The sequence below is a fragment of the Kitasatospora sp. NPDC003701 genome, assembly GCF_053587085.1.
Genome location: NZ_JBSFNM010000066.1, coordinates 1 through 21,000, shown reverse-complemented (window position 1 = coordinate 21,000; position 21,000 = coordinate 1). Strand labels below are relative to the sequence as shown.

18 protein-coding genes and 1 pseudogene are annotated in these 21,000 nt (G+C 74.1%); 11 read left to right on the top strand and 8 right to left on the bottom strand.

Going from position 1 to position 21,000, the window contains the following annotated elements:
* The first annotated feature begins 252 nt into the window (after positions 1-252).
* A complete protein-coding gene (locus ACWDRR_RS37350) occupies positions 253-2,682 on the top strand; it encodes an endonuclease/exonuclease/phosphatase family protein (protein ID WP_449776727.1) in 2,430 nt (809 codons plus the stop codon).
* A gap of 66 nt (positions 2,683-2,748) precedes the next feature.
* On the opposite strand, the gene ACWDRR_RS37345 is transcribed toward ACWDRR_RS37350, so the two are convergent.
* A complete protein-coding gene (locus tag ACWDRR_RS37345; RefSeq protein WP_449776726.1) occupies positions 2,749-3,693 on the bottom strand; it encodes an SGNH/GDSL hydrolase family protein in 945 nt (314 codons plus the stop codon).
* A gap of 315 nt (positions 3,694-4,008) precedes the next feature.
* Here ACWDRR_RS37345 and ACWDRR_RS37340 point away from each other — a divergent pair, with 315 nt between their 5' ends.
* Both ACWDRR_RS37340 and ACWDRR_RS37335 read left to right on the top strand, forming a co-directional pair.
* Positions 4,009-5,664, top strand: a complete 1,656-nt coding sequence (locus ACWDRR_RS37340; protein ID WP_449776725.1) for an FAD-binding dehydrogenase — start codon at positions 4,009-4,011, stop codon at positions 5,662-5,664.
* A 357-nt stretch (positions 5,665-6,021) separates the two neighbouring features.
* Complete coding sequence (locus tag ACWDRR_RS37335; RefSeq protein ID WP_449776724.1) at positions 6,022-8,001, top strand: protein kinase domain-containing protein; 1,980 nt, start codon at positions 6,022-6,024, stop codon at positions 7,999-8,001.
* A 31-nt stretch (positions 8,002-8,032) separates the two neighbouring features.
* Here ACWDRR_RS37335 and ACWDRR_RS37330 read toward each other — a convergent pair whose 3' ends face one another.
* Complete coding sequence (locus ACWDRR_RS37330; protein WP_449776723.1) at positions 8,033-8,680, bottom strand: NADPH-dependent F420 reductase; 648 nt, start codon at positions 8,678-8,680, stop codon at positions 8,033-8,035.
* A gap of 106 nt (positions 8,681-8,786) precedes the next feature.
* On the opposite strand from ACWDRR_RS37330, the gene ACWDRR_RS37325 reads away from it, so the two are divergent.
* On the top strand, positions 8,787-9,158 hold the full coding sequence (locus ACWDRR_RS37325) for a winged helix-turn-helix transcriptional regulator (protein WP_449776722.1): 372 nt from the start codon (positions 8,787-8,789) through the stop codon (positions 9,156-9,158).
* A gap of 44 nt (positions 9,159-9,202) precedes the next feature.
* Here the strand turns inward: ACWDRR_RS37325 and ACWDRR_RS37320 are convergent, their stop codons facing one another.
* Positions 9,203-9,553 carry an ArsR/SmtB family transcription factor gene (locus tag ACWDRR_RS37320; protein ID WP_360629531.1) on the bottom strand — a complete coding sequence of 117 codons (351 nt, stop codon included), beginning with the start codon at positions 9,551-9,553 and terminating at the stop codon, positions 9,203-9,205.
* Positions 9,554-9,624: 71 nt separating this feature from the next.
* On the opposite strand from ACWDRR_RS37320, the gene ACWDRR_RS37315 reads away from it, so the two are divergent.
* From ACWDRR_RS37315 to ACWDRR_RS37300, 4 genes are all read left to right on the top strand, one after another.
* Positions 9,625-11,622 (top strand): heavy metal translocating P-type ATPase, encoded by a 1,998-nt coding sequence (locus ACWDRR_RS37315; protein ID WP_449776721.1) that lies wholly within the window; start codon positions 9,625-9,627, stop codon positions 11,620-11,622.
* Entirely contained in the window at positions 11,619-12,029 is a 411-nt protein-coding gene (locus ACWDRR_RS37310) for a (2Fe-2S) ferredoxin domain-containing protein (RefSeq protein WP_449776720.1), read from the top strand. Before ACWDRR_RS37315 ends, ACWDRR_RS37310 begins: the two co-directional genes overlap by 4 nt.
* Before the next feature lie 107 nt (positions 12,030-12,136).
* On the top strand, positions 12,137-12,400 hold the full coding sequence (locus ACWDRR_RS37305) for a hypothetical protein (RefSeq protein WP_449776719.1): 264 nt from the start codon (positions 12,137-12,139) through the stop codon (positions 12,398-12,400).
* A 266-nt stretch (positions 12,401-12,666) separates the two neighbouring features.
* Positions 12,667-14,334: a fibronectin type III domain-containing protein gene (locus ACWDRR_RS37300; protein WP_449776718.1), complete on the top strand. Its 1,668-nt coding sequence runs from the start codon at positions 12,667-12,669 to the stop codon at positions 14,332-14,334.
* Between the two features lie 123 nt (positions 14,335-14,457).
* Here the strand turns inward: ACWDRR_RS37300 and ACWDRR_RS37295 are convergent, their stop codons facing one another.
* Positions 14,458-14,943: a peroxiredoxin gene (locus ACWDRR_RS37295; RefSeq protein WP_449776717.1), complete on the bottom strand. Its 486-nt coding sequence runs from the start codon at positions 14,941-14,943 to the stop codon at positions 14,458-14,460.
* Positions 14,944-15,220: 277 nt separating this feature from the next.
* Here ACWDRR_RS37295 and ACWDRR_RS37290 point away from each other — a divergent pair, with 277 nt between their 5' ends.
* On the top strand, positions 15,221-16,309 hold the full coding sequence (locus ACWDRR_RS37290; RefSeq protein ID WP_449776716.1) for a sugar ABC transporter substrate-binding protein: 1,089 nt from the start codon (positions 15,221-15,223) through the stop codon (positions 16,307-16,309).
* Positions 16,310-16,398: 89 nt separating this feature from the next.
* Here ACWDRR_RS37290 and ACWDRR_RS37285 read toward each other — a convergent pair whose 3' ends face one another.
* The 3 genes from ACWDRR_RS37285 to ACWDRR_RS37275 all read right to left on the bottom strand — a co-directional run bounded on the left by ACWDRR_RS37285 (position 16,399) and on the right by ACWDRR_RS37275 (position 18,719).
* Positions 16,399-16,731: a YnfA family protein gene (locus ACWDRR_RS37285; RefSeq protein ID WP_449776715.1), complete on the bottom strand. Its 333-nt coding sequence runs from the start codon at positions 16,729-16,731 to the stop codon at positions 16,399-16,401.
* Positions 16,732-16,742: 11 nt separating this feature from the next.
* Positions 16,743-17,393, bottom strand: coding sequence for a pyridoxamine 5'-phosphate oxidase family protein (locus tag ACWDRR_RS37280; protein WP_449776714.1), 651 nt, complete (start codon positions 17,391-17,393; stop codon positions 16,743-16,745).
* Positions 17,394-17,504: 111 nt separating this feature from the next.
* A complete protein-coding gene (locus ACWDRR_RS37275) occupies positions 17,505-18,719 on the bottom strand; it encodes a pyridoxal phosphate-dependent aminotransferase (protein WP_449776713.1) in 1,215 nt (404 codons plus the stop codon).
* 96 nt (positions 18,720-18,815) lie between these two features.
* Here ACWDRR_RS37275 and ACWDRR_RS37270 point away from each other — a divergent pair.
* A pseudogene (locus ACWDRR_RS37270) lies at positions 18,816-19,166 on the top strand (winged helix-turn-helix transcriptional regulator); the annotation flags it as partial.
* A 625-nt stretch (positions 19,167-19,791) separates the two neighbouring features.
* Positions 19,792-20,613, top strand: coding sequence for an SGNH/GDSL hydrolase family protein (locus ACWDRR_RS37265; protein ID WP_449776712.1), 822 nt, complete (start codon positions 19,792-19,794; stop codon positions 20,611-20,613).
* Positions 20,614-20,704: 91 nt separating this feature from the next.
* On the opposite strand, the gene ACWDRR_RS37260 is transcribed toward ACWDRR_RS37265, so the two are convergent.
* Positions 20,705-21,000 (bottom strand): CorA family divalent cation transporter (locus ACWDRR_RS37260; protein WP_449776711.1); only part of this gene is annotated, 296 nt, incomplete at its 5' end.

Below are 21,000 nucleotides of genomic sequence, written 5' to 3'. Positions count from 1 at the left end.
TCCGGGGCGGTACCGATTGTTAACCGCCGAGGTCTTGTCGCGTCATTTTCTACGCGCGTATCTTAAGGCGCTGCGGGGGGCCGTTCCGGATCCCCGTGCCTGCGCTTCTACGCGGGTAGCGCGCGGTCGCGCCTGCCCGGCCCACCTTTGACCCACCCTCACGTCCCGGCGGCCCCACGACCGCCGGACGAAACGTGCCGCCCCCGTTGCCGTGCCGCCGCGCGTCACGACAGACCAAGGAGTCCCGTCCAGGTGACCACCTCCCCCGCTCCCCGCCCGCGTTCGCGCCGCGCCCTGCTCCGCGCGACCCTCCTCCCGGCCGGTCTGGCCGCCTCGCTGGTGCTCGTCCCGCTGCCGGCCGCGGTGGCCGCGCCCTCGGCCGACGCGGTGATCGCCGAGGTGTACGGCGGCGGCGGCAACTCGGGTGCCACGCTGAAGAACGACTTCATCGAGCTGGCCAACAGGGGCGGCGCCGCCTTCGGCCTGGACGGCTGGAGCGTGCAGTACATATCCGGCACCCCCGGCGCGAACTCCCAGTGGGGCGTCACCCCGCTGACCGGCGCGATCGCGCCCGGTGCGCGCTACCTGGTCGCCGAGGCGGCCGGCGCGGCCGGCACCGTCGAGCTGCCCACCCCGGACGCGGCCGGCGCGCTGGCCCTGTCGGGCACCAGCGGCACCGTCGCCCTGGTCCACGGCACCGACCCGCTGACCTGCAAGACCGCCGCCGACTGCGCCGCCGACCCGCGCGTGCGGGACCTGGTCGGCTTCGGCACCGCCGTCGTCCACGAGGGCCCGGCCGCCGCGGCCGGCGCCTCCAACACCGCCTCGGTGGCCCGCAAGGCGGGCCTCGCCGACACCGACGACAACGCGGCGGACCTCACCGCGGGCGCCCCGAGCCCGACCAACAGCAAGGGCGAGGTCGCCGAGGGCTCCACCCCGACCGGCCCGACCGAGCCGGGCACCGTCCGGATCCACGACATCCAGGGCGCCACCCGGCTCTCGGCCCGGACCGGCAAGACGGTCGCGGGCGTGCCCGGTATCGTCACCGGCGTGCGCGGCTACGGCTCCAAGGGCTTCTGGATCCAGGACCCGAACCCGGACGCCGACCCGGCCACCAGCGAGGGCGTCTTCGTCTACACCGGCAGCGCCAACCCGACCGTCAAGGTCGGCGACTCGGTGCTGGTCACCGGCAAGGTGACGGAGTACTACCCGAACTTCAACGGCGGCTCGCAGTCGCTCACCCAGCTCAGCAACCCGGCCGTCACCGTGGTCTCCGCCGGCAACCCGCTGCCGGCGCCGGTCGTGGTCGACACCCGCAACATCCCCGGCACCTACACGCCGCAGGCCCCGGTGGGCGGCACCATCGAGTCCCTGCCGCTCCAGCCGGAGAAGTACACCCTGGACTTCTACGAGTCGCTGGAGGGCATGCGCGTCCAGGTCAAGGACGTCCGGGTGATCCAGGCGACCGACAAGTACAACGAGCTCTGGGTCGCCGCCGACAAGCAGGACCAGAAGAGCCAGCGCGGCGGCGTGCTGTACGAGTCGTACGAGGAGCCCAACGTCGGCCGCCTGATGGTGCAGCAGCAGGCGCCGGTCGCCCAGCAGCCGTTCCCGGTGGCCAACGTCGGCGACGTGCTGACCGGCACCACCGACGGCCCGCTGGACTACAACAGCTTCGGCGGTTACACCCTGGTCGCCGGCACCCTCGGCGCGCTCCAGGACAACCACCTGGCGCGCGAGGTCACGGCCCAGCCGGCCGACCGCGAACTGACCATCGCCACCTACAACGTGGAGAACCTCGCGCCCGGCAACCCGGACGCCAAGTTCGCCGAGCTGGCCCAGGCCGTCGTCACCAACCTGCGCTCGCCCGACGTCCTCGCCCTGGAGGAGATCCAGGACAACAACGGCGCCAAGAACGACGGCACGGTGGACGCCAGTGCGACCGTCGCCAAGTTCGTCGCCGCCATCAAGGCGGCCGGCGGCCCGGCGTACGAGTGGCGCTCGATCGACCCGGTGGACGGCAAGGACGGCGGCGAGCCCGGCGGCAACATCCGTCAGGGCTTCCTCTTCAACCCGCTGCGGGTCTCCTTCACGGACATCCCCGGTGGCAGCGCCACCGCCGCCGTGGACGTGACCGGCACCGGCGCGGCTACCGCGCTGACCGCCTCCCCCGGCCGGATCACCCCGGGCGACGAGGCCTGGGCGAACAGCCGCAAGCCGCTGGTGGGCCAGTTCTCCTTCCGCGGCAAGAAGGTCTTCGTCATCGCCAACCACTTCAACAGCAAGGGCGGCGACCAGGGCATCGACAGCCGGTTCCAGGCCCCGGCCCGCAGCTCCGAGGTGCAGCGGATCAAGCAGGCCACGCTGGAGCAGGCCTTCGTCGCCAAGCTGCTGGCCGCCGACAAGGAGGCCAAGGTGGTCTCGCTCGGCGACTTCAACGACTACCAGTTCTCGCCCGCGCTGGCCGCGCTCACCAAGGACGGCGTGCTGCGCGACCTGGTGAACGAGCTGCCCGAGAAGGAGCAGTACTCCTACGTCTACCAGGGCAACTCGCAGGTGCTGGACCACATCCTGGTCAGCCCCGAGGTCGGGTACGCCAAGTACGACGTGGTGCACATCAACAGCGAGTTCGCCGTCCAGGCGAGCGACCACGACCCGCAGGTGGTCCGCATCAAGCCGTGATGCCCGCGGCACGACCGAGGGGGCGGTGACCGGACACCCGGTCACCGCCCCCTCGGGGTTGTGCGGCTACTTCAGCGCGGCGAGCACCGCGTCCGCCATCACCTTCTCGCCGGTGGCGTTGGGGTGGAACGGGACGGCCGGCGAGCCGGGCAGCGCGCCCTCGATCCAGCGGTCGTCCGCGCAGACGTCGTGACCCCTGGTCGGGGTGGCGGTGTCCACGTAGGTGGCGCCGCCGGCCTGGGCGGTGGCCTTGAGCATGGCGTTCAACTGGCCGAGCACGCCGTACATGTACTCGACGTCGCCCGCGGTGACCGGCTGGCGCAGGAAGCACTTCGAGCCGTCGGAGGGCAGCACGGACGGGTAGCCCACCAGCAGCACCTTGGCGCCCGGCGCCTTGGCGTGGATGCGCTTCAGGGTGTCGGCGATCTGCGGCTTCGCGGCGGCGATCCGGTCGGCCAGGTCGTCGTTGCCGTACTGCCAGGACCAGCTGGACCAGTCCCAGTAGCCGTGGTGGAAGACGTCCTTGCAGGGCGTGCCCAGCGGGTTGACCACCGCGCCGGCGATGCAGACGCCGACCAGCTCGCCGAGCCCGAGGTCGGTGGCGCCGAGGTCGTTGCCGCCGATGCCGAGGGTCACCAGGTCGGTGTCGGCGGTGACGGCGTCCAGCTGCGGGTCGTTGACCCGGATGAACGCGTCGTACTGGGGCTGCGTCATCGCCTTCACCTTGGCGGCGGCGCAGGTGACGTCGGTGTAGGCGCCGGCCTTGAGGGCCGCCGCCACCAGGTGGCCGTAGTTGCGGTCGGAGCGCAGGCAGAGGCCGGCCGACTGGCCGGGCACCCCGGCGCCGGCGGCGTAGGAGTCGCCGAGGGCCACGTAGTGGTGCGGGGCGGGGGTGGCGGCCTGCGCACTGGTGGAGGTCAGGGCGAGGGCCGCGCCCAGCGCCGCGGCGCCGAGCAGGGCGGGCTTCCGGGAGGTGCGGGTCGTGCGGCGTTTCCGGGCAGGGCTGAGCACGGGTTCCTCCTGGGGGAGAGAGAACGAGTGGGGGTCGTGCGAGCCGGGCCACAGCTTTACTACCGACAGGTAAGTTACTGCCAGGTTTCGAATCCGTCCATGCGCGGCGCGGAAATTCCCGAAAAACCGTCAGAAGCATTTCGGAATAACGCTCCACCGTGTATCGAAGGTATTTCCGAAACGCCCCGGAGCGGAATTCGCGCCCCAGCTTGTTACCCACCGGTTGACGCGCCCCGCCGCAGGCCGCAGTATCGGGCGCACGCCGCACTGCCGCACCACCGGCCGCACCGCCGGACCACTGATGGAGGAGAGCGCATGGCCCTGGACGCCGACGTCGTCGTCATCGGAGCCGGCCTCGCGGGCCTCGCCGCGACCGCCGAACTCGCGGACGCCGGACGGCGGGTGATCCTGCTCGACCAGGAGCCCGCGGCCTCGCTCGGCGGGCAGGCGCACTGGTCCTTCGGCGGCCTCTTCCTGGTCGACTCGCCCGAGCAGCGCCGGATGCGGATCCGCGACTCGCATGCGCTCGCCCTGCAGGACTGGCACGGCACCGCCGGCTTCGACCGCCCCGAGGACGCCTGGCCGCGCCGCTGGGCCGAGGCGTACGTCGACTTCGCGGCGGGGGAGAAGCGGGCCTGGCTGCGGGCCCAGGGCGTGCGGTTCTTCCCGGTGGTCGGCTGGGCCGAGCGCGGCGGGCTGCTGGCCGACGGGCCCGGCAACTCCGTCCCCCGCTTCCACATCACCTGGGGCACCGGGCCCGGCCTGCTCGAACCCTTCGTCCGCAGGGTCCGGGCCGCCGCCGAACGCGGCCTGGTCGACCTGCGGTTCCGCCACCGCGTCACCGGGCTGTCCGCGCACGCCGGGGTCACCGACACCGTCACCGGCGAGGTGCTGGTGCCCAGCAACGCGGCCCGCGGCACGGCCAGTTCGCGCGAGGTGGCCGGCCGGTTCGAACTCCGCGCCCAGGCCGTGATCGTCACCTCGGGCGGCATCGGCGGCAATCACGACCTGGTCCGCAAGGCCTGGCCGGCCCGGCTCGGCACCCCGCCCGACCGGATGCTCTCCGGCGTGCCCGCGCACGTCGACGGGCTGATGCTGGGGATCACCGGCGAGGCCGGCGGCAACCTGATCAACGGCGACCGGATGTGGCACTACACCGAGGGCATCGAGAACTGGGACCCGATCTGGTCCCGGCACGGCATCCGCATCCTGCCCGGTCCCTCCTCGCTCTGGCTGGACGCCCGCGGCCGCCGGCTGCCCGTCCCGCTCTTCCCCGGGTTCGACACCCTCGGGACCCTCGAACACCTGCGGACCACGGGGTACGACCACACCTGGTTCGTGCTCAGCCAGAAGATCATCGAGAAGGAGTTCACCCTCTCCGGCTCCGAGCAGAACCCCGACCTCACCGGTCGCTCGCTGCGCGGCGTCCTCGGCCGGGCCCTGCCGGGCGCCCCCGGCCCGGTCCGGGCGCACCTGCGGCACGGCCCCGACTTCGTGGTCGCCGGCAACCTGCCGGACCTCGCGCGCGGCATGAACGCCCGCACGCGCGAGGCGCTGATCGACCCGGACGAGCTGCGCCGCACCGTCGAGGCCCGGGACCGGCAGCTGGCCAACCCCTTCGCCAAGGACCTCCAGGTCACCGCCATCCACGGCGCCCGCCGCTACCTGGGCGACAAGCTGATCCGCACCGCCGCGCCGCACCGCATCCTCGACCCCGCCGCCGCCCCACTGATCGCCGTCCGGCTGAGCATCCTGACCCGCAAGTCGCTCGGCGGGCTGGAGACCGACCTCTCCGCCCGGGTGCTGCGGCCCGGCGGCGAGGTGCTGGAGGGCGTGTACGCGGCCGGCGAGGCGGCCGGCTTCGGCGGCGGCGGCGTGCACGGCTACCGCTCGCTGGAGGGCACCTTCCTCGGCGGCTGCCTCTTCTCCGGCCGCACGGCGGGCCGGGCGGCGGCGGCCGCGACGGCGTAGCGGGGGCGGTCCCCGGCCTGCGGCGGCCCGGAGCGGTGCCCGGGGCCGGGGTTCTGAGCGGCCCCGGACGGCGCGGGATCCGGCCCGTCCGTGGTGGCCGCCGCCGGTCGAGGTCCCGGTGAGGGGCCGGTCGCGGCGGAGGCCCGCCGCCGCCGCCCCCCTGCGAGCCGGACCCGGACGAGGGGCGCGCGGATCCTGCCGGAGCGCGACCGGTGCCCACGGCGGACCGGCCCACCCGGTGTGACCGATCCGCCCGGTGCGACCGGTACCGACGGGGCGGCGGGTGAGGAAGACTGACGGTACGACATGACGCGTTATGGACAACCGTCGGTGCGAGGCACCGCGAGAGGGCAGGGCATGACTGGTCGGGGGGCCGTACTCGGAGGGCGCTACACGCTGACCGAGTGGATCGGCGGCGGGGGCATGGGGGCCGTGTGGCGCGCGGACGACGGCGTGCTGGGACGGCAGGTGGCGGTCAAGGTCCTGCACGCGGGGCTGCTGGAGGAGGGGACCTTCGCCCGGCGCTTCCGGCGCGAGGCCCAACTGCTCGCGGCGATCAGCCACCCGGGCATCGTGGACGTCTACGACTACGGGGAGAGCGGCGGCGCGGCGGAGGGCGGCGCCGAGGGGGAGCGGATCGCGTACATCGTGATGGAGCTCGTCGACGGGCGGCCGCTGGACAAGGTCCTCGCCGAGGACGGGCCGATGGCGCCCGAGCGGGTGCTGAGCATGCTGGCCACGGCGCTCGACGCGCTGCACGCCGCGCACCAGCAGGAGATCGTGCACCGGGACGTCAAGCCGTCGAACCTGATGCTCGGCGCCGATGGCCGGGTCACGGTGACGGACTTCGGCATCGCGCGGGCGCTCGTGAGCACCACGCTCACGGCGACCAACGTGGTGATCGGCACCGCGCTGTACATGGCCCCCGAGCAGGCCGGGGGCGGCGGCGTCACGCCGGCCTCGGACCTCTACTCGCTCGGCGTGGTCTGCTACGAACTGCTCACCGGCAAGCCGCCGTTCACCGGCGAGAGCGTGGTCGAGGTCGCGCTCAAGCACGTCCAGCAGCCCGCGCCGGACCTGCCGGAGGAGTTCCCGCCGGCGGTGCGGGAGTTCGTGGCGCGGGCCCTGGCCAAGCAGCCCGGGGACCGGTTCGCCGACGCCGCCGCGATGGCGGCCGCGGCGCGGGCCGCGGTCGGCGACCGCTCGGCGCCGGTCGCCGCGGTGGTGCGGGCCGTCGTCCCCGCCGTGCCCGGTGCCCCGGTGGCCGGGGCGGCGGCGGTCGAGGTCGCCCGGGTGGCGCCCCGGACCGTCCCCGAGCCGCCCGCGCGCCGGAGCTGGCGCCGCTTCCTGGTGCCCGTCGTCGTCCCGGTGATCATCACCACCGGCGCCGCCACGGTGCTGATGGTCGACCTGGCACCGTTCCGGACCCAGGGGCAGACCCCGGGCGCGCAGCCCGGCGTCTCGGTGTCCGCGACCACGATCACCGACGCGCCGACGTCCGACGCGCCGCCGACCGAGCCGGCCCCGACCACTCCGCCGGGCGGGGAGACGACGCCCGCCGCCCCGCCGCCCGCCCAGCCCGAGGCCACTCCGGTGCCGAACACCGGGGGGCAGCCCGTGGCCCCGGCGCCGAACCCCGGGGGCGGGGCGGTGGCGGGCGGCACCGGGGCGTCCGGTGGTTCGGGCGGCGGGTCCGGCGGCACTCCGCCGAAGTCGGGTGGTGGCGGCGGAGGCGGTGCCGGCAGCGGTGGCGGGGCCGCACCCGCGCCCAATCAGCCGGCCCCGCCGGCCCCGGCGCCGAACCAGCCGGCCCCGCCGGCTCCGGTGCCCAACCAGCCCGCGCCGTCGGCGCCCGCGCCCAACCCGCCCGCGCCCAACCAGCCCAGCACGAATCCGCCGGCGCCGGCCGTCCCCGCCGGGTGCGGCGGCGCGAACTGGGGCGCCATCGTCAACGTGGCCGACGGCCAGAAGCTCGGCCTGTCCACCGACAGCCCGGCGGCGGGCGCCGCCGCCGTGATGGGCGGGACGACCGCCTACGGCTGGGTCCGCTCGGCGCCGAACCCCGGCGGCTGGTACCAGATCTACCCGTGCAACCTGAGCTCCCCGGAGCTCGTCCAGGGCACCGACTTCTCGAACCAGACGAGCCAGAAGGTGGCGCTCTCGTCGGGGTTCAGTTTCATGAACAACTGGTCGGTGGTCGGCGCGGGCACTTCGGGCGCCTACTACCTCAAGGACTACATGGGGTCGACCTGTCTGACCGACAACGGCGCGGGCAAGCAGGTCACCATGACGGCCTGCACGCCGGGCAACAAGTACCAGGAGTGGCGGATGCCCTGACCCCGGGCCACGCCCGGCGCTCCTCGGGCCCTCAGCCCTCCCCGCCCGCGTACGCCAGCGGCGGGAGGACGGACCGGGCGTCCCGGCCGGCGAACCAGAGGCCGATGACGAAGGCGGTCGCCGCCTCCAGCAGCCCCGCGCGGGCCAGGCCGCCGGCCGGCAGCGGCTCGGCGCCGAGGTCGGCGACCAGCCGGCCGACCAGGGCCACCGCGCCCGGGTCGTCCCCGCAGAGCGGGACGCCCAGCGGGTGCCCGTCGAAGACCGGCGGGGTGCGCCGCCAGACGCTCTCGTGGCAGACGTTGAACGCCTTCACCACGTGCGTGCCGGGCGCGGCGGCGGCGATCCGCTCGGCCATCGACGGCCCGCCGGCCGTGGTGAGGGCGAGCGTGCCGCCCGCGATCGGGTTGGTGCAGTCGATCAGCACCCGCCCGGCCGGCGGGGCCGCCTGCGCGACCACCTCCTCCACCCGGTCGGCCGGGACGGCGAGCAGCACCGCCTCGCCGAACTCCGCGGCCGCCGCCGGGTGTTCCAGCGCCCGCGCGCCCTCGCCCAGCCGCTGCGCCGCGGCCGCGGCGCGGGCGGCGTCCCGGGCGCCGAACGCCACCTCGTGCCCGGCCCGGGCCCACTGCCCGCCGAGCGCCTGCGCCATGTTCCCCGCTCCGATGATGCCGATCCGCATGTGAGATCCCCTCCTGCCCCGGCCCGGTCGGCCGGTTCGGGATGACTCTAGGAACGGCGATGGTTACCGATCGGTGCGTGGCGGACCGGAGAGGATGGGGGCGTCGATGACGGCGGACGGCGTGGCGGGCGGGGCGTTCCTGGCGGACTGCCGGGCCCGGGTGGCCTTCGACCTGTTGGCCAACACCTGGAACTCGGTGGTGCTCTGGGCCCTGCGTGACGGCCCCGAGCGCCCCGGCGAGCTGCGGGCGCGGATCGGCGGCATCAGCGCCAAGGTCCTCACCGAGACGCTGCGCCGCCTGGAGTTCAACGGCCTGGTGGAGCGCCGCGGTTACCCGCAGGTGCCGCCGCGCGTCGAGTACGCCCTGACTCCGCTCGGCCGGACCCTGCTGCCGAGTCTGGAGGCGCTGGGGGAGTGGGGGTTCCGCCACGGTGACGCGGTCCTGGAGGCCCAGGACCGGGCGCTGGAGCAGGGCTGACCGGAGCGGGGCTGACCGGAGCGGGGCCGGGGCCGGGGCGGGCCCTAGCGGTCGTCGGTGACGCCGAGGCGCAGGTGGTCCACGTGGTAGACGGCCTGGTCGAGCAGGGCGGCGACGTGGTCGTCGTGGAGGGAGTAGACCACCGAGCGGCCGCGGCGTTCGCCGACGACCAGGCCGAGGTTGCGCAGCAGGCGCAGCTGGTGGGAGCAGGCGGACTGCTCCATGCCGACGGCGTCGGCGAGTTCGGTGGCGGCCCGCGGGCCCTCCCGCAGTTGGGCGAGTATCAGCAGGCGGGAGGGGGTCGCGAGGGCCTGGAGGGTGCTCGCCACCTTGGCCGCGTTGGACGCGTCCAGGCGCATCTGCGGCACGGTGTTCTCGGCGGCTGCGTGTCCCATGGGGGCATCCTACGGCCCGCGGTCGGCCAAAGGATGAAAGCTTGTTCATGTGTTCCTGTATGGTGACGGCCATGTCCGCGACGCCCCAGTCCAGCGCCCTGCTCACCCGACCGGCGGCCGCCGCCGCCCCCGCGACGGCGCGGCCGCGCCGCACCCGGGTGCTCGCCCTGCCCGAGGCGCGCTGGGCGGCGGCCGCCACCGCGGCCTTCCTGGCCGCCCTCGCCGTGCAGCTGCTCGACGGCCCGGCCCGGGCGTCCGGCGCGCTGTTCGCGGCCGCCTACCTGGCCGGCGGCTGGGAGCCGGCCCTGGCCGGGCTGCGGGCGCTGCGCGAGCGGACCCTCGACGTCGACCTGCTGATGGTGGTCGCCGCACTGGGCGCCGCGGCCATCGGGCAGGTGCTGGACGGCGCCCTGCTGATCGTGATCTTCGCGACCAGCGGCGCCCTGGAGGCGCTGGCCACCGCCCGCACCGCCGACTCCGTCCGCGGCCTGCTCGACCTCGCCCCCGCCACCGCCTGCCGGCTCACCGCCGACGGCCGGGAGGAGGGCGTCCCCACCGCCGCGCTCGCCGTCGGCGACACCGTGCTGGTCCGCCCCGGCGAGCGGATCGGCGCCGACGGGCTGGTCCTCGACGGCCGCAGCGAGGTCGACCAGGCCACCATCACCGGTGAGCCGCTGCCCGTCGCCAGGACCGTCGGCGACGAGGTGTACGCGGGCACGCTCAACGGCGCGGGCGCGCTGCGGATCCGGGTCGAACGGGACGCCGCCGACTCCGTGATCGCCCGGATCGTCGCCATGGTGCAGGAGGCCTCCGAGACCAAGGCGCCCACCCAGCTCTTCGTCGAGAAGGTCGAACAGCGCTACGCCGCCGCCCTGGTGGCCGCCACCCTGCTGCTCTTCGCCGTCCCGCTGGCCCTCGGCGCCGAGCTGACCGGCACCCTGCTGCGCGCCATGACGTTCATGATCGTCGCCTCGCCGTGCGCCGTGGTGCTGGCCACCATGCCGCCGCTGCTCTGCGCCATCGCCACCGCCGGACGGCACGGGGTGCTGGTCAAGTCCGCCGTGGTGATGGAGCGGCTCGGCCAGGTGGACGCCGTCGCCCTGGACAAGACCGGCACCCTCACCGAGGGCACGCCGAGGGTCGTCGAGCTGCGCCCGCTGGGCGTCACCGAGGGTGAGCTGCTGGCCCTCGCGGCCGCCGCCGAGCACCCCAGTGAGCACCCGCTGGCCCGGGCGGTGGTCGCCGCCGCCCGCGAGCGCGGCCTGGCGCTGCCCGGCGCGAGCGACTTCACCTCCACGCCGGGAGTCGGCGTGCGGGCCGTGGTCGGCGGCGCGGTGGTCGCGGTGGGCGCCCCCGGTCCGTACCGCGCGCACCCCGCGGTCACCGAGCTGGAGGAGGGCGGCCGCACCGCCGTCCTGGTGCTGCGCGACGGCGAACCCGTCGGCGTGCTCGGCCTCGCCGACCGCCCGCGCGAGCAGGCCGCGGCCGCCGTCCGGGGCCTGACCGCGCTCACCGGCCGCCCGCCGGTGCTGCTCACCGGCGACAACCGGCGCGCCGCCGAGCACCTCGCCCGGGAGGTCGGCCTGACCGACGTCCGGGGCGGGCTGCTGCCCCAGGACAAGGTGGCGGCGGTCCGTGAACTGGCCGACGCCGGGCGCCGGGTGCTGATGGTCGGGGACGGCGTCAACGACGCACCCGCGCTGGCCGCCGCGCACACCGGGGTCGCGCTGGGCCGGGCCGGCTCCGACCTCGCCCTGGAGACCGCCGACGCGGTGGTGGTGCGGGACGAACTGACCGCCGTCGCGGCCGTGGTGGCGCTGTCCCGGCGGGCCCGCCGGCTGGTCGTGCAGAACCTGGTGATCGCCGGTGCGTTCATCACCGTCCTGGTGCTCTGGGACCTGGCCGGTACGCTGCCCCTGCCGCTCGGTGTCGCCGGGCACGAGGGCTCCACCGTCATCGTCGGTCTCAACGGCCTGCGGCTGCTGCGCGAACGGGCGTGGCTGCGGGCCCTCCGGCAGGAGGCCCCGAACGGCGGGGCCGGGAAGACACGAGGAGCGCTGAGCCGATGAGCCGTCGAGACCGCGAGCGCGGTGGCACGAAGGGGGCCGCGGCCCCGGTGACCGTCACCGTCTGCCGGGGCTGCTGCTGCGGCACCCGGGAGAAGCATCCGGACGTCGACCACGCGGGCCAGTACGAGCGGCTGCGCGAGGCCGTCGGCACGGCGGGCAAGGTCCGCGCGGTCAAGTGCCTGGACGCGTGCGCGCACTCCAACGTCGTGGTGGTCGGCCCGTCGAGCGAGGGCCGCGCGGCCGGTGGCCGCCCGGTCTGGCTGGGCTGGGTCCTGGCGGACGACATGGTCGAGGAGATAGCCGAGTGGGTGCACGCGGGCGGCCCCGGCGTGGCCGAGCCGCCCGGCCTGCTCGACCTCCAGCAGGTCACCGTCTCCCGCCGGGTCCGCGACGGTCTCCCGGGCTGAGGCCCCCGCGGACCCGGGCCCGCCGACCGCCCGACTCCGGGGCGGTCCGCGCGGCGGGCCGGGGCACTACCATTTACCGGGCGCCCCGGCTTGGGAGGAATCACGACGTGACCACGGTCTGCCGCATCTGCGCGGGCACCGGCCGCACCGCCGGTCTCAGCTGCCGCACCTGCCAGGGCACCGGTACCACCGAGGTCGGCGGCGGTGGCGGCAACTGCTTCCTCTGCGACGGCACCGGTGTCTACGTCCGCTACCGGGTCGACGCGGGCGGGGCGAAGCACGCCTACCGCGACGAGGTCTGCCGCACCTGCGACGGCACCGGCAACCGCGCCCCCTCCACCTGGGACGAGATCGCCCCGCCGCCCCGGTGAGCCCCGCCGCGCGGTCGCGCCGGTCGCGGCGGTCGTGCGGTCGACGGCCCGCCAGCTGAGCCGTGGTCACCCGGGACGGGCGGGAGCCGGGCGGTGGCGACGGGGGATCAGGATCCGGGCGGACACGGATGATCCTGCGCGCTCCCCGCTCCCGGGGCGGCTTTGCCGAGACATGGTCGAACATTGGCGTTCGACTGACCGGCACGCCGGGGTGCGTTCACCGTACGTCCGTGTCCGGTCAACGCTCCGGTGGAAGAGTCCCGCCCATGGATATCCCCAACATGGGCGTGCCCGCGAAGCTCGCCGACCGCATGAGCATGGCCGAGCAGCACGAGTACCTGCGGGCCCGCTTCTCCCGCCGCCGGATGCTGCGCACCGGCGCCGTCACCGTCGGCGCCCTGGCGGTGGGCGGTGCGCTGGGCAGCGGCACCGCGACCGCCGCGCCGCTCTCCCCGCAGCTGCTGACGGGCGGTGCGGCCGAGGGCGTGGACGGCGCGCTCGTCGCCCCGATCGGCCGTCACCTCGCCTTCGGCCCCGAGCCGGACACCCAGTTCCGGGTCTCCTGGCAGGTCCCGGCCCCGGTGAAGAAGCCGTTCCTGCGCTACGGCAAGCAGCCGTGGGACCTCGGCCACAAGGTCCAGGCCGAGGTGCGCGCCCTGCACACCCCCGCGCTGACCCCGACCGGTCAGCCGGTGGACCAGTACTACCTGCACGTCGCGCTGGAGGACCTCCAGCCCGACACCACGTACTACTACGGTGTCGGCCACCAGGGCTTCGACCCGGCCTCGCAGCAGGCGATCTCCACCCTGAGCACCTTCCGCACCGCGCCCACCCGCGACCACCGCTGGGGCAAGGTGTACGAGCCGTTCACCTTCACCGCCTTCGGCGACCAGGGCGTCAGCGCGCACGCGGCCGGCAACGACCACATCATCCTGGCCCAGAACCCGGCCTTCCACCTGCACGCCGGCGACATCTGCTACGCCGACGCGGCGGGCTCCGGCACGGACGCCGACAAGGCGCGCTACGACGCCAGGACCTGGGACGCCTTCCTCGCGCAGACCGAGACGGTGGCGTCGAAGGTGCCGTGGATGGTCTCCTACGGCAACCACGACATGGAGGCCTGGTACTCGGCGAACGGCTACGGCGGCGAGAACAACCGCTTCTTCCTGCCGGACAACGGCCCGGACCCGCGCACCGTGCCGGGCGTGTACACGTTCCGCTACAAGAACGTCGGCGTCATCTCGCTGGACGCCAACGACGTCTCCTACGAGATCCCGGCCAACCTGGGCATCTCGGCGGGCAAGCAGACGAAGTGGCTGCAGCGGACCCTGAAGGACCTGCGCAACGACGAGACCATCGACTTCGTCGTGGTCTTCTTCCACCACTGCGCCTTCTCCACCACGGTCGCGCACGCCTCCGAGGGCGGGGTCCGCGAGGCCTGGGTGCCGCTGTTCGAGAAGTACCGGGTGGACCTGGTGATCAACGGTCACAACCACGTCTACGAGCGCACCGACGCGATCCTCGGCAACAAGGTCTCCAAGGCGGTGCCGAGCGGCGCCACCCTCGAGCCGGCCACCGACGGCGTGGTGTACGTGACGGCGGGCGCGGCCGGCCGCAGCCTGTACAACTTCGGCGCCCCGGACACCTACGAGGGCCACGAGAACCGGGTCGACGCGGTGGACACCTACCACTTCGCCAAGGGCGGCGTGAAGGTGACCGAGAAGGTCGAGTGGTCCCGGGTCCGCTACACCGGCTACTCCTTCATCAAGGTCGACGTCACCCCGGCGCACCTGGGCCAGAAGTCCGCCATGAAGGTGACGGCACTGGCCGAGGACGGCACCCAGGTCGACCACTACACCATCCTGCGCACGGTGGGCGAGGGCTGGGACAGCAAGACCGACGACGACGGCGAGGGCGGCGGCTGGGGCTGGTAGTGCGCCCCGGCACGTTCGGGTGGCCCGGCCGGGGATTCCCGGCCGGGCCACCGGCACGTCCGGGCCCGTTCGGCGGGGCGCGTGCGGCCGACCCGGGTGGGCCGACCCGGCCGGGCCGGGGTCCTACCCGAGCGCGGCCAGCTGCGCCGCGAGGGTGTCGCTGTGCTGGAAGGTCAGCCCGGCGAGGGCGACGTGCTTCCAGCGGACCGTGCCGTCGCCGTCCAGGACGAACACCGAGCGGCGCAGCCCGAGCCCGGGCACCGCGATGCCGTAGGCGCGGACGACGGTCCGGTCCGGGTCGGCGAGCAGCGGGAAGCCCAGGCGGTGCTTGCGGGCGAACTGCTCGTGGCTGTCCAGGCCCTGCGGGCTGATGCCCCACACGGTGGCGCCGAGCCCGCGGAAGCGGTCCAGGTCGGAGCTGTACGAGCAGAGCTGCTTGGTGCAGACGGGGGTGTCGTCGCCGGGGTAGAAGACCAGGACCAGCGGGCTGCCCTTGGCCTCGGCGAGCCGGTACTCGCGGCGTTCGGCGGTGTCGGCCTGGTCGTCGAGCAGCAGGCCGGGCAGGGTGAACTCGGGCGCGGGGGAGCCGACTTCGGGTGGTTTCGCCATCGTTGTCCGGTCCTTCGGGTGGGCGGCGCGGTCGCCGCCACCCTATGCCCGGGCATCGCTGCCGGGTGGTCGCCGCTCCTTTCCCGTTGAAGAGTTGATGACGATCTCCGGGGGCTTCGTGGCCGTCGTGCACGAATGTGCGCAAGCTCTTCACTTCATAACGAATCGAGCAGCGACGCCCCGAGTTTCCCTTCAGTTATTGACGGAATCGTCGGGCGCGGGCTTGACTCCGTCCTCTGCCGCAATGCCGCGGCGCAGTCAGGAGGCACCACCCACCATGAACAGAACGACCCGTCGCGCCGCCGCGGGCACCGCCGCGCTGGCGCTGGCCCTCGCCCTCGCAGCCTGCGGCCAGAGCGACGGAGCACCGCACTCGGACGGCGTCGCGAGCAGGACCATCGGCCTGCTGCTGCCCGAGAAGACCTCCTCGACCCGGTACGAGGCCTTCGACAAGCCGCTGATCGAGTCCACGGTGGCCTCCCTCTGCACCGGGTGCGTCATCGACTACGCCAACGCGGACGGCGACGAGACCCGCCAGAAGCAGCAGTTCGACGACCTGCTGGCCAAGGGGGTCAAGGTCGTCCTGCTCGACCCGGTGAACGCCAGGATCACGGCCTCCTGGGTGGACGCCGCCGCCGCCAAGGGCGTGAAGGTCGTCGCCTACGACCGGCTGGCCGAGGGCAAGGTCGCCGCGTACGTCTCCTTCGACAACCAGCGCACCGGCGAGATCCAGGGCCAGGCCCTGCTGGACGCGCTCGGCCCGAAGGCCGCCGCCGCCTCGGTCGTGATGATCAACGGCGCCGAGTCCGACCCCAACGCGGCGATGTTCAAGGCCGGCGCGCACCGGGCTCTCGATGGGCGGGTCAAGAAGATCGTCTACGAGCAGTCCGGCGAATGGAAGCCGGAGGTGGCCCTGGCGAAGACGAACGAGGCCATCAAGACCCTCGGCAAGGACGGCTTCCAGGCCGTGTACGCGGCCAATGACGGCATGGCCGCCTCCGTCATCGAGGCGCTGAAGGCGGCCGGGATCAAGAACGTGCCGGTCGGCGGCCAGGACGCCTCCCTCGACGCGGTGCGCCGGGTGCTCACGGGCGAGCAGACCTACACCGTCTACAAGCCGTACAAGCCCGAGGCGGACGCCGCCGGGAGCATCGCCGTCCAGCTGCTGAAGGGGATGGACATCAACGCGGCGGCCAACGCGGGCGTCGACAGCGGCGGGCAGCGCATCCCCTCGCTGCTGCTCACCCCGATCGTGGTGACCAGGGCGAAGGTGCAGGCCACGGTGGTCGGCGGCGGCCTGTACAAGGCGTCCGAGATCTGCGCCCCGCCGTACGCGGAGGCCTGCGAGGCGGCCGGCGTCAAGTAGCGCGCGGCGTCAGGTGGCGCGCGGCGTCGATGGCGCGCGGCCCCGAGCGGCGCGCCCCGGCGGCCGCTCGGGGCCGGGCCGGCGCACGCTCAGCGCCGGGGCCCGTACATGATCACGGCGACCCCGGCCAGGCAGATCAGCGCCCCCGTCACGTCGTAGCGGGTGGGCCGGAAGCCGTCCACCGCCATGCCCCAGAGCAGTGATCCGGCCACGAACACGCCGCCGTACGCGGCCAGTACCCGGCCGAAGGTGCTGTCCGGCTGGAGCGCGGCGACGAAGCCGTACCCGCCGAGCACCACCACCCCGACGCCGGCCAGCCACCACGGCCGCGCCTCGCGCACGCTCTGCCAGATCAGCCAGCAGCCGCCGATCTCGGCGAGGGCGGCGAGGGCGAACAGGGCGGCGGAGCGCAGGACGGTCATGGTCGACCAGCCTACGAGCCGTAGAGGTCGCCCCCGTAGGACGGGCCGTAGTACTCCTCCAGCGCGGCCAGCGGTTCGTCCGTGCGCTCCAGGCTCTTGGAGATCCGGGCCCGGGACGGCGCCGCGTCCGGGGCCCAGGTCTCGGGCTTCCAGAGCGCGGAGCGCAGGAACGCCTTGGAGCAGTGGTAGTAGACCGCCTCGATCTCGACCACGACGGCGAGTCGCGGGCGGTGCCCCTCGACGACCAGCCGGTCGAAGAACGGCGCGTCGCGCACCAGCCGCGCCCGGCCGTTGACGCGCAGCGTGTCGCCGCGCCCCGGGATCAGGTACAGGAGCCCGACGTGCGGGTTCTCCAGGATGTTGTGGAGGCTGTCCGCCCGGCGGTTGCCCGGCCGCTCCGGGACGGCGATGGTGCGGTCGTCCAGGACGAGGGTGAAGCCGGCCGGGTCCCCCTTGGGGGAGGCGTCGCAGGTGCCGTCGGCCCCCGCCGTGGCCAGCACGCAGAACGGTGCCGCGGCGATGAAGGCCCGGTCGTGCTCGTGCAGGGTGCGGCGCTCCTTGGCGGCGTCGCGGGCGCTGGGCTCGCCGAGCAGGGCGCGCAGTTCGGCGGCGTCGGTGACCTCGGTGAATGCGGTGGCCTCGGTGGGTGTGCGGGTGTCCACGGTCGTCGTCCCCCTTCGATCCGGTACCCCGCCGATGGTACGCCCGGGGCCCCTGCGGCCCCGGGGGTGTCGGGGGTTCCGGGGGTGGAGGGGCCGCCGGGGCGCCGCCCGTCAGACCTGCCGGTAGGTGGTGAGGAAGCGGCCGATCCGGTTGATCGCCGTCTCCAGGTCGTCGGCCCGGGGGAGGGTGACGAAGCGGAAGTGGTCCGGGCGCGGCCAGTTGAAGCCGGTGCCCTGGACGACGTGGATCTTCTCGCGGAGCAGCAGGTCCAGCACGAACTGCTCGTCGTCGACGATCCGGTGCACCGCCGGGTCCAGCTTGGCGAACGCGTAGAGCGCGCCCTTGGGCTTCACGCAGCTGACGCCGGGGATCTCGTTCAGCGCCTTGAACGCGACGTCGCGCTGCTCGGCGAGCCGGCCGGTGGGCAGGACGAGGTCGTTGATGGACTGGTGGCCGCCGAGCGCGGCCTGGACGGCGTACTGGGCGGGGACGTTGGGGCACAGGCGCATGCCGGAGAGCATGGTGAGGCCCTCCAGGTAGTCGGTGGCGTGCTGCTTGGGCCCCGAGACGACCAGCCAGCCGCTGCGGAAGCCGGCCACCCGGTAGGACTTGGAGAGGCCGTTGAAGGTGAGGGTCAGGACGTCCTCGGCGAGCGCGGCCAGGCAGTGGTGCTCGGTGCCGTCGTAGAGGATCTTGTCGTAGATCTCGTCGGCCAGGACCATCAGCTGGTGCCGGCGGGCGAGGTCGAGGATGCCCTCCAGCAGCTCCTTCGGATAGACCGCGCCGGTCGGGTTGTTGGGGTTGATGACGACGATGGCCTTTGTGCGGTGGGTGATCTTGGCCGCGATGTCGTCGAGGTCGGGGTACCACTCGGCCTGCTCGTCGCACGCGTAGTGGACGGCCTTGCCGCCGGCCAACCGGACCACGGCCGTCCAGAGCGGGTAGTCGGGCATCGGGACGAGGACTTCGTCGCCGTCGTCGACCAGCGCCGTGACGGCCATCTGGATCAGCTCGGAGACGCCGTTGCCGAGGTAGACGTCGTTGACGGTCACTCCGGCGACGCCGCGCTGCTGGTAGTACTGCACCACCGCGCGGCGGGCCGGCAGGATGCCGCGCGAGTCGCTGTAGCCGTGGGCGTTCGGCAGGTTGCGGATGATGTCCTGGAGGATCTCCTCCGGCGCCTCGAAGCCGAACGTGGCCGGGTTGCCGGTGTTCAGCCGCAGCACGCTGTGCCCGGCCTCCTCCAGCGCGTTGGCGCGGTCGACCACCGGGCCGCGGATCTCGTAACACACGTCCGTCAGTTTGCTGGACTGCCGAAACTCCATCTGAGGCCTCCCGACCGGTCACCCCGCACGTTCTGGTTGCTTTGTTCTACCAAGTAAGCACTTGGAAAGTCCAACCTTTTGGCTATGCTGATCCACATGTCACGCCGAAGCTACGACCAGTACTGCGCCGTCGCCCGCGCCCTGGACGCGGTGGGGGAGCGCTGGAGTCTCCTGATCGTCCGTGAACTCCTCGCCGGCCCGCGCCGCTACACCGACCTGCACGCCGACCTGCCCGGCGTCTCCACCGACATCCTCGCCGCGCGGCTCAAGCAGCTGGAGGGCGAGGGCCTGGTGCTGCGCCGGCGGCTGGAGCGGCCCGCCAACGCCACCGTGTACGAGCTCACCGAGCAGGGCGCGACGCTGCGCCGGGTGGTCGACGCGCTCGGTGTGTGGGGCCTCGGGCTGCTCGGCGAGCAGCGGCCGACCGACGCGGTGCGGGAGCACTGGGTCACCGGGGCGGCCGACGGTACCGGGGGCGGTGCGGAGGGCACCCCCGCCACGGCCGGCTCGCGCGAGAACGCCGAGGACGGCGCCGTGTTGGCGGGCTAGGAGCCCGCGGGTGACGACCCGTGATGCGCCTGCCCCTCGGGTCACGCCGACGGGGGCGTCCTGGATGCCGGGACGGGTGCGCGGCGCCCTCGGATGCCCTGGATCAGGAGTTCCATGGAGTTCCTGATGCAGGAGCGTCCGCACCTCGCCCGCTCCGGGGCGGCGTACCGGACCGGGTCCGCGCAGTTCCGCGGGGAACTGCGCGGACCCCTCCGTACCGGCGGCGGACCCCTCGGCTCCGACGACCAGCTCCCCCGTTGGGCTGGTCGGCCGTCCGTCGTCGATCCGGTGCCGGTGGTCGGGCGGCCGGGCGGGCGTGGCCGCCGTCGGGTGCGACGACCGCCGCCCGGGCGCCTTTCCCCGGTGGGCGGTGCTTGCCGGGCGTCCCCTCCCGGCACCACCCACTCTGCCGGAGGCCGATAAACGACCGGTCGCCGTTCGGTTGCCGCCGCCGAGCGGGACCGCGACCGGGGCCGGGGGGTGTTCCCGGGGCCGGCGGAGGTGCGCGTACGATCGTCGGGCCATGGAGAACACCACGCAGCAGAGCGCGCCCGCCGCGCCCACCGCGCCCACCGGGTACACCAGTTACGTCGCCGTCGGGGACTCCTTCACCGAGGGCATGTGCGACGACCTGCTCCCCGACGGCCACTACCGGGGCTGGGCCGACCGGGTCGCCGACCGGCTCGCCGCCGAGCAGCCGGCCGGCGCCTTCCGGTACGCCAACCTCGCCGTCCGGGGCAAGCTGATCGGCCAGATCCACGACGAGCAGCTGGCCACCGCCGCCGCGATGCGCGCCGGACTCGTCACCCTGGCCGGCGGCCTCAACGACGTGCTGCGGCCGCGCTGCGACATCGCCCGGGTCGAGGACCTGCTCGGCCGCTCCGCCACCGCGCTGCGCGAAACCGGCGCCACCGTGGTGCTGTTCACCAGCACCGACCCCACCCGCCGGATGGCGGGCAGCGCCCGGCTGCTCCCGGCCATCCTGCGGATGAAGGCCTTCGTCCACGAGCTCGGCCGTGACCCGGGCATCGCGGTGGTCGACCTCTTCTCCGCCCCCTGCTTCGACGACCGCCGCCTCTGGGCCGAGGACCGCCTGCACCTCGCCCCCGAGGGCCACCGCCGGGTCGCCGAGGCCGTCCTGGAGGCGCTCGGCCGCCCCGCCGCCTTCGACTGGCGCGCCCCGCTGCCGGCCGCCGCCCCGCCGCGCCGGGCGGAGAAGCTGGCCGCCGACGCCCGCTGGGCCCGGACCCACCTCGGCCCCTGGATCGGCCGCCGCCTCTCCGGCCGCTCCTCCGGCGACGGCCGGCCGCCGAAGCGCGCCGAGCTGCTGCCCTACGAGGGCTGAGCCGCTGCCCTGCGAGGGCGGAGCGGGCCGGGCGCCCGGCCCGCTCGGCCCGGGACGACGACGGGCCGGCGGGCACCGCCGGCCGTGGTGCTCACAGCCAGTCGCGGTGCTTGAAGACGAAGTACAGGCTCACGCAGACCAGGGCCATCAGACCGATGGCGAACGGGTAGCCGAAGGTCCAGGTCAGCTCGGGCATGGCTTCGAAGTTCATCCCGTAGACGGTGCCGATCAGGGTCGGCGCGAAGAGGATGGCGGCCCAGGCGGAGATCTTCTTGATCTCGTCGTTCTGCATGTGCCCCGCCTCGGCGAGCTGCTTCATCTCCTCGTTCTGCCGCTGCGCGACCAGCGTCGCGTTCACCGTGAGGATGTTCTGCAGCATCTGCCGGA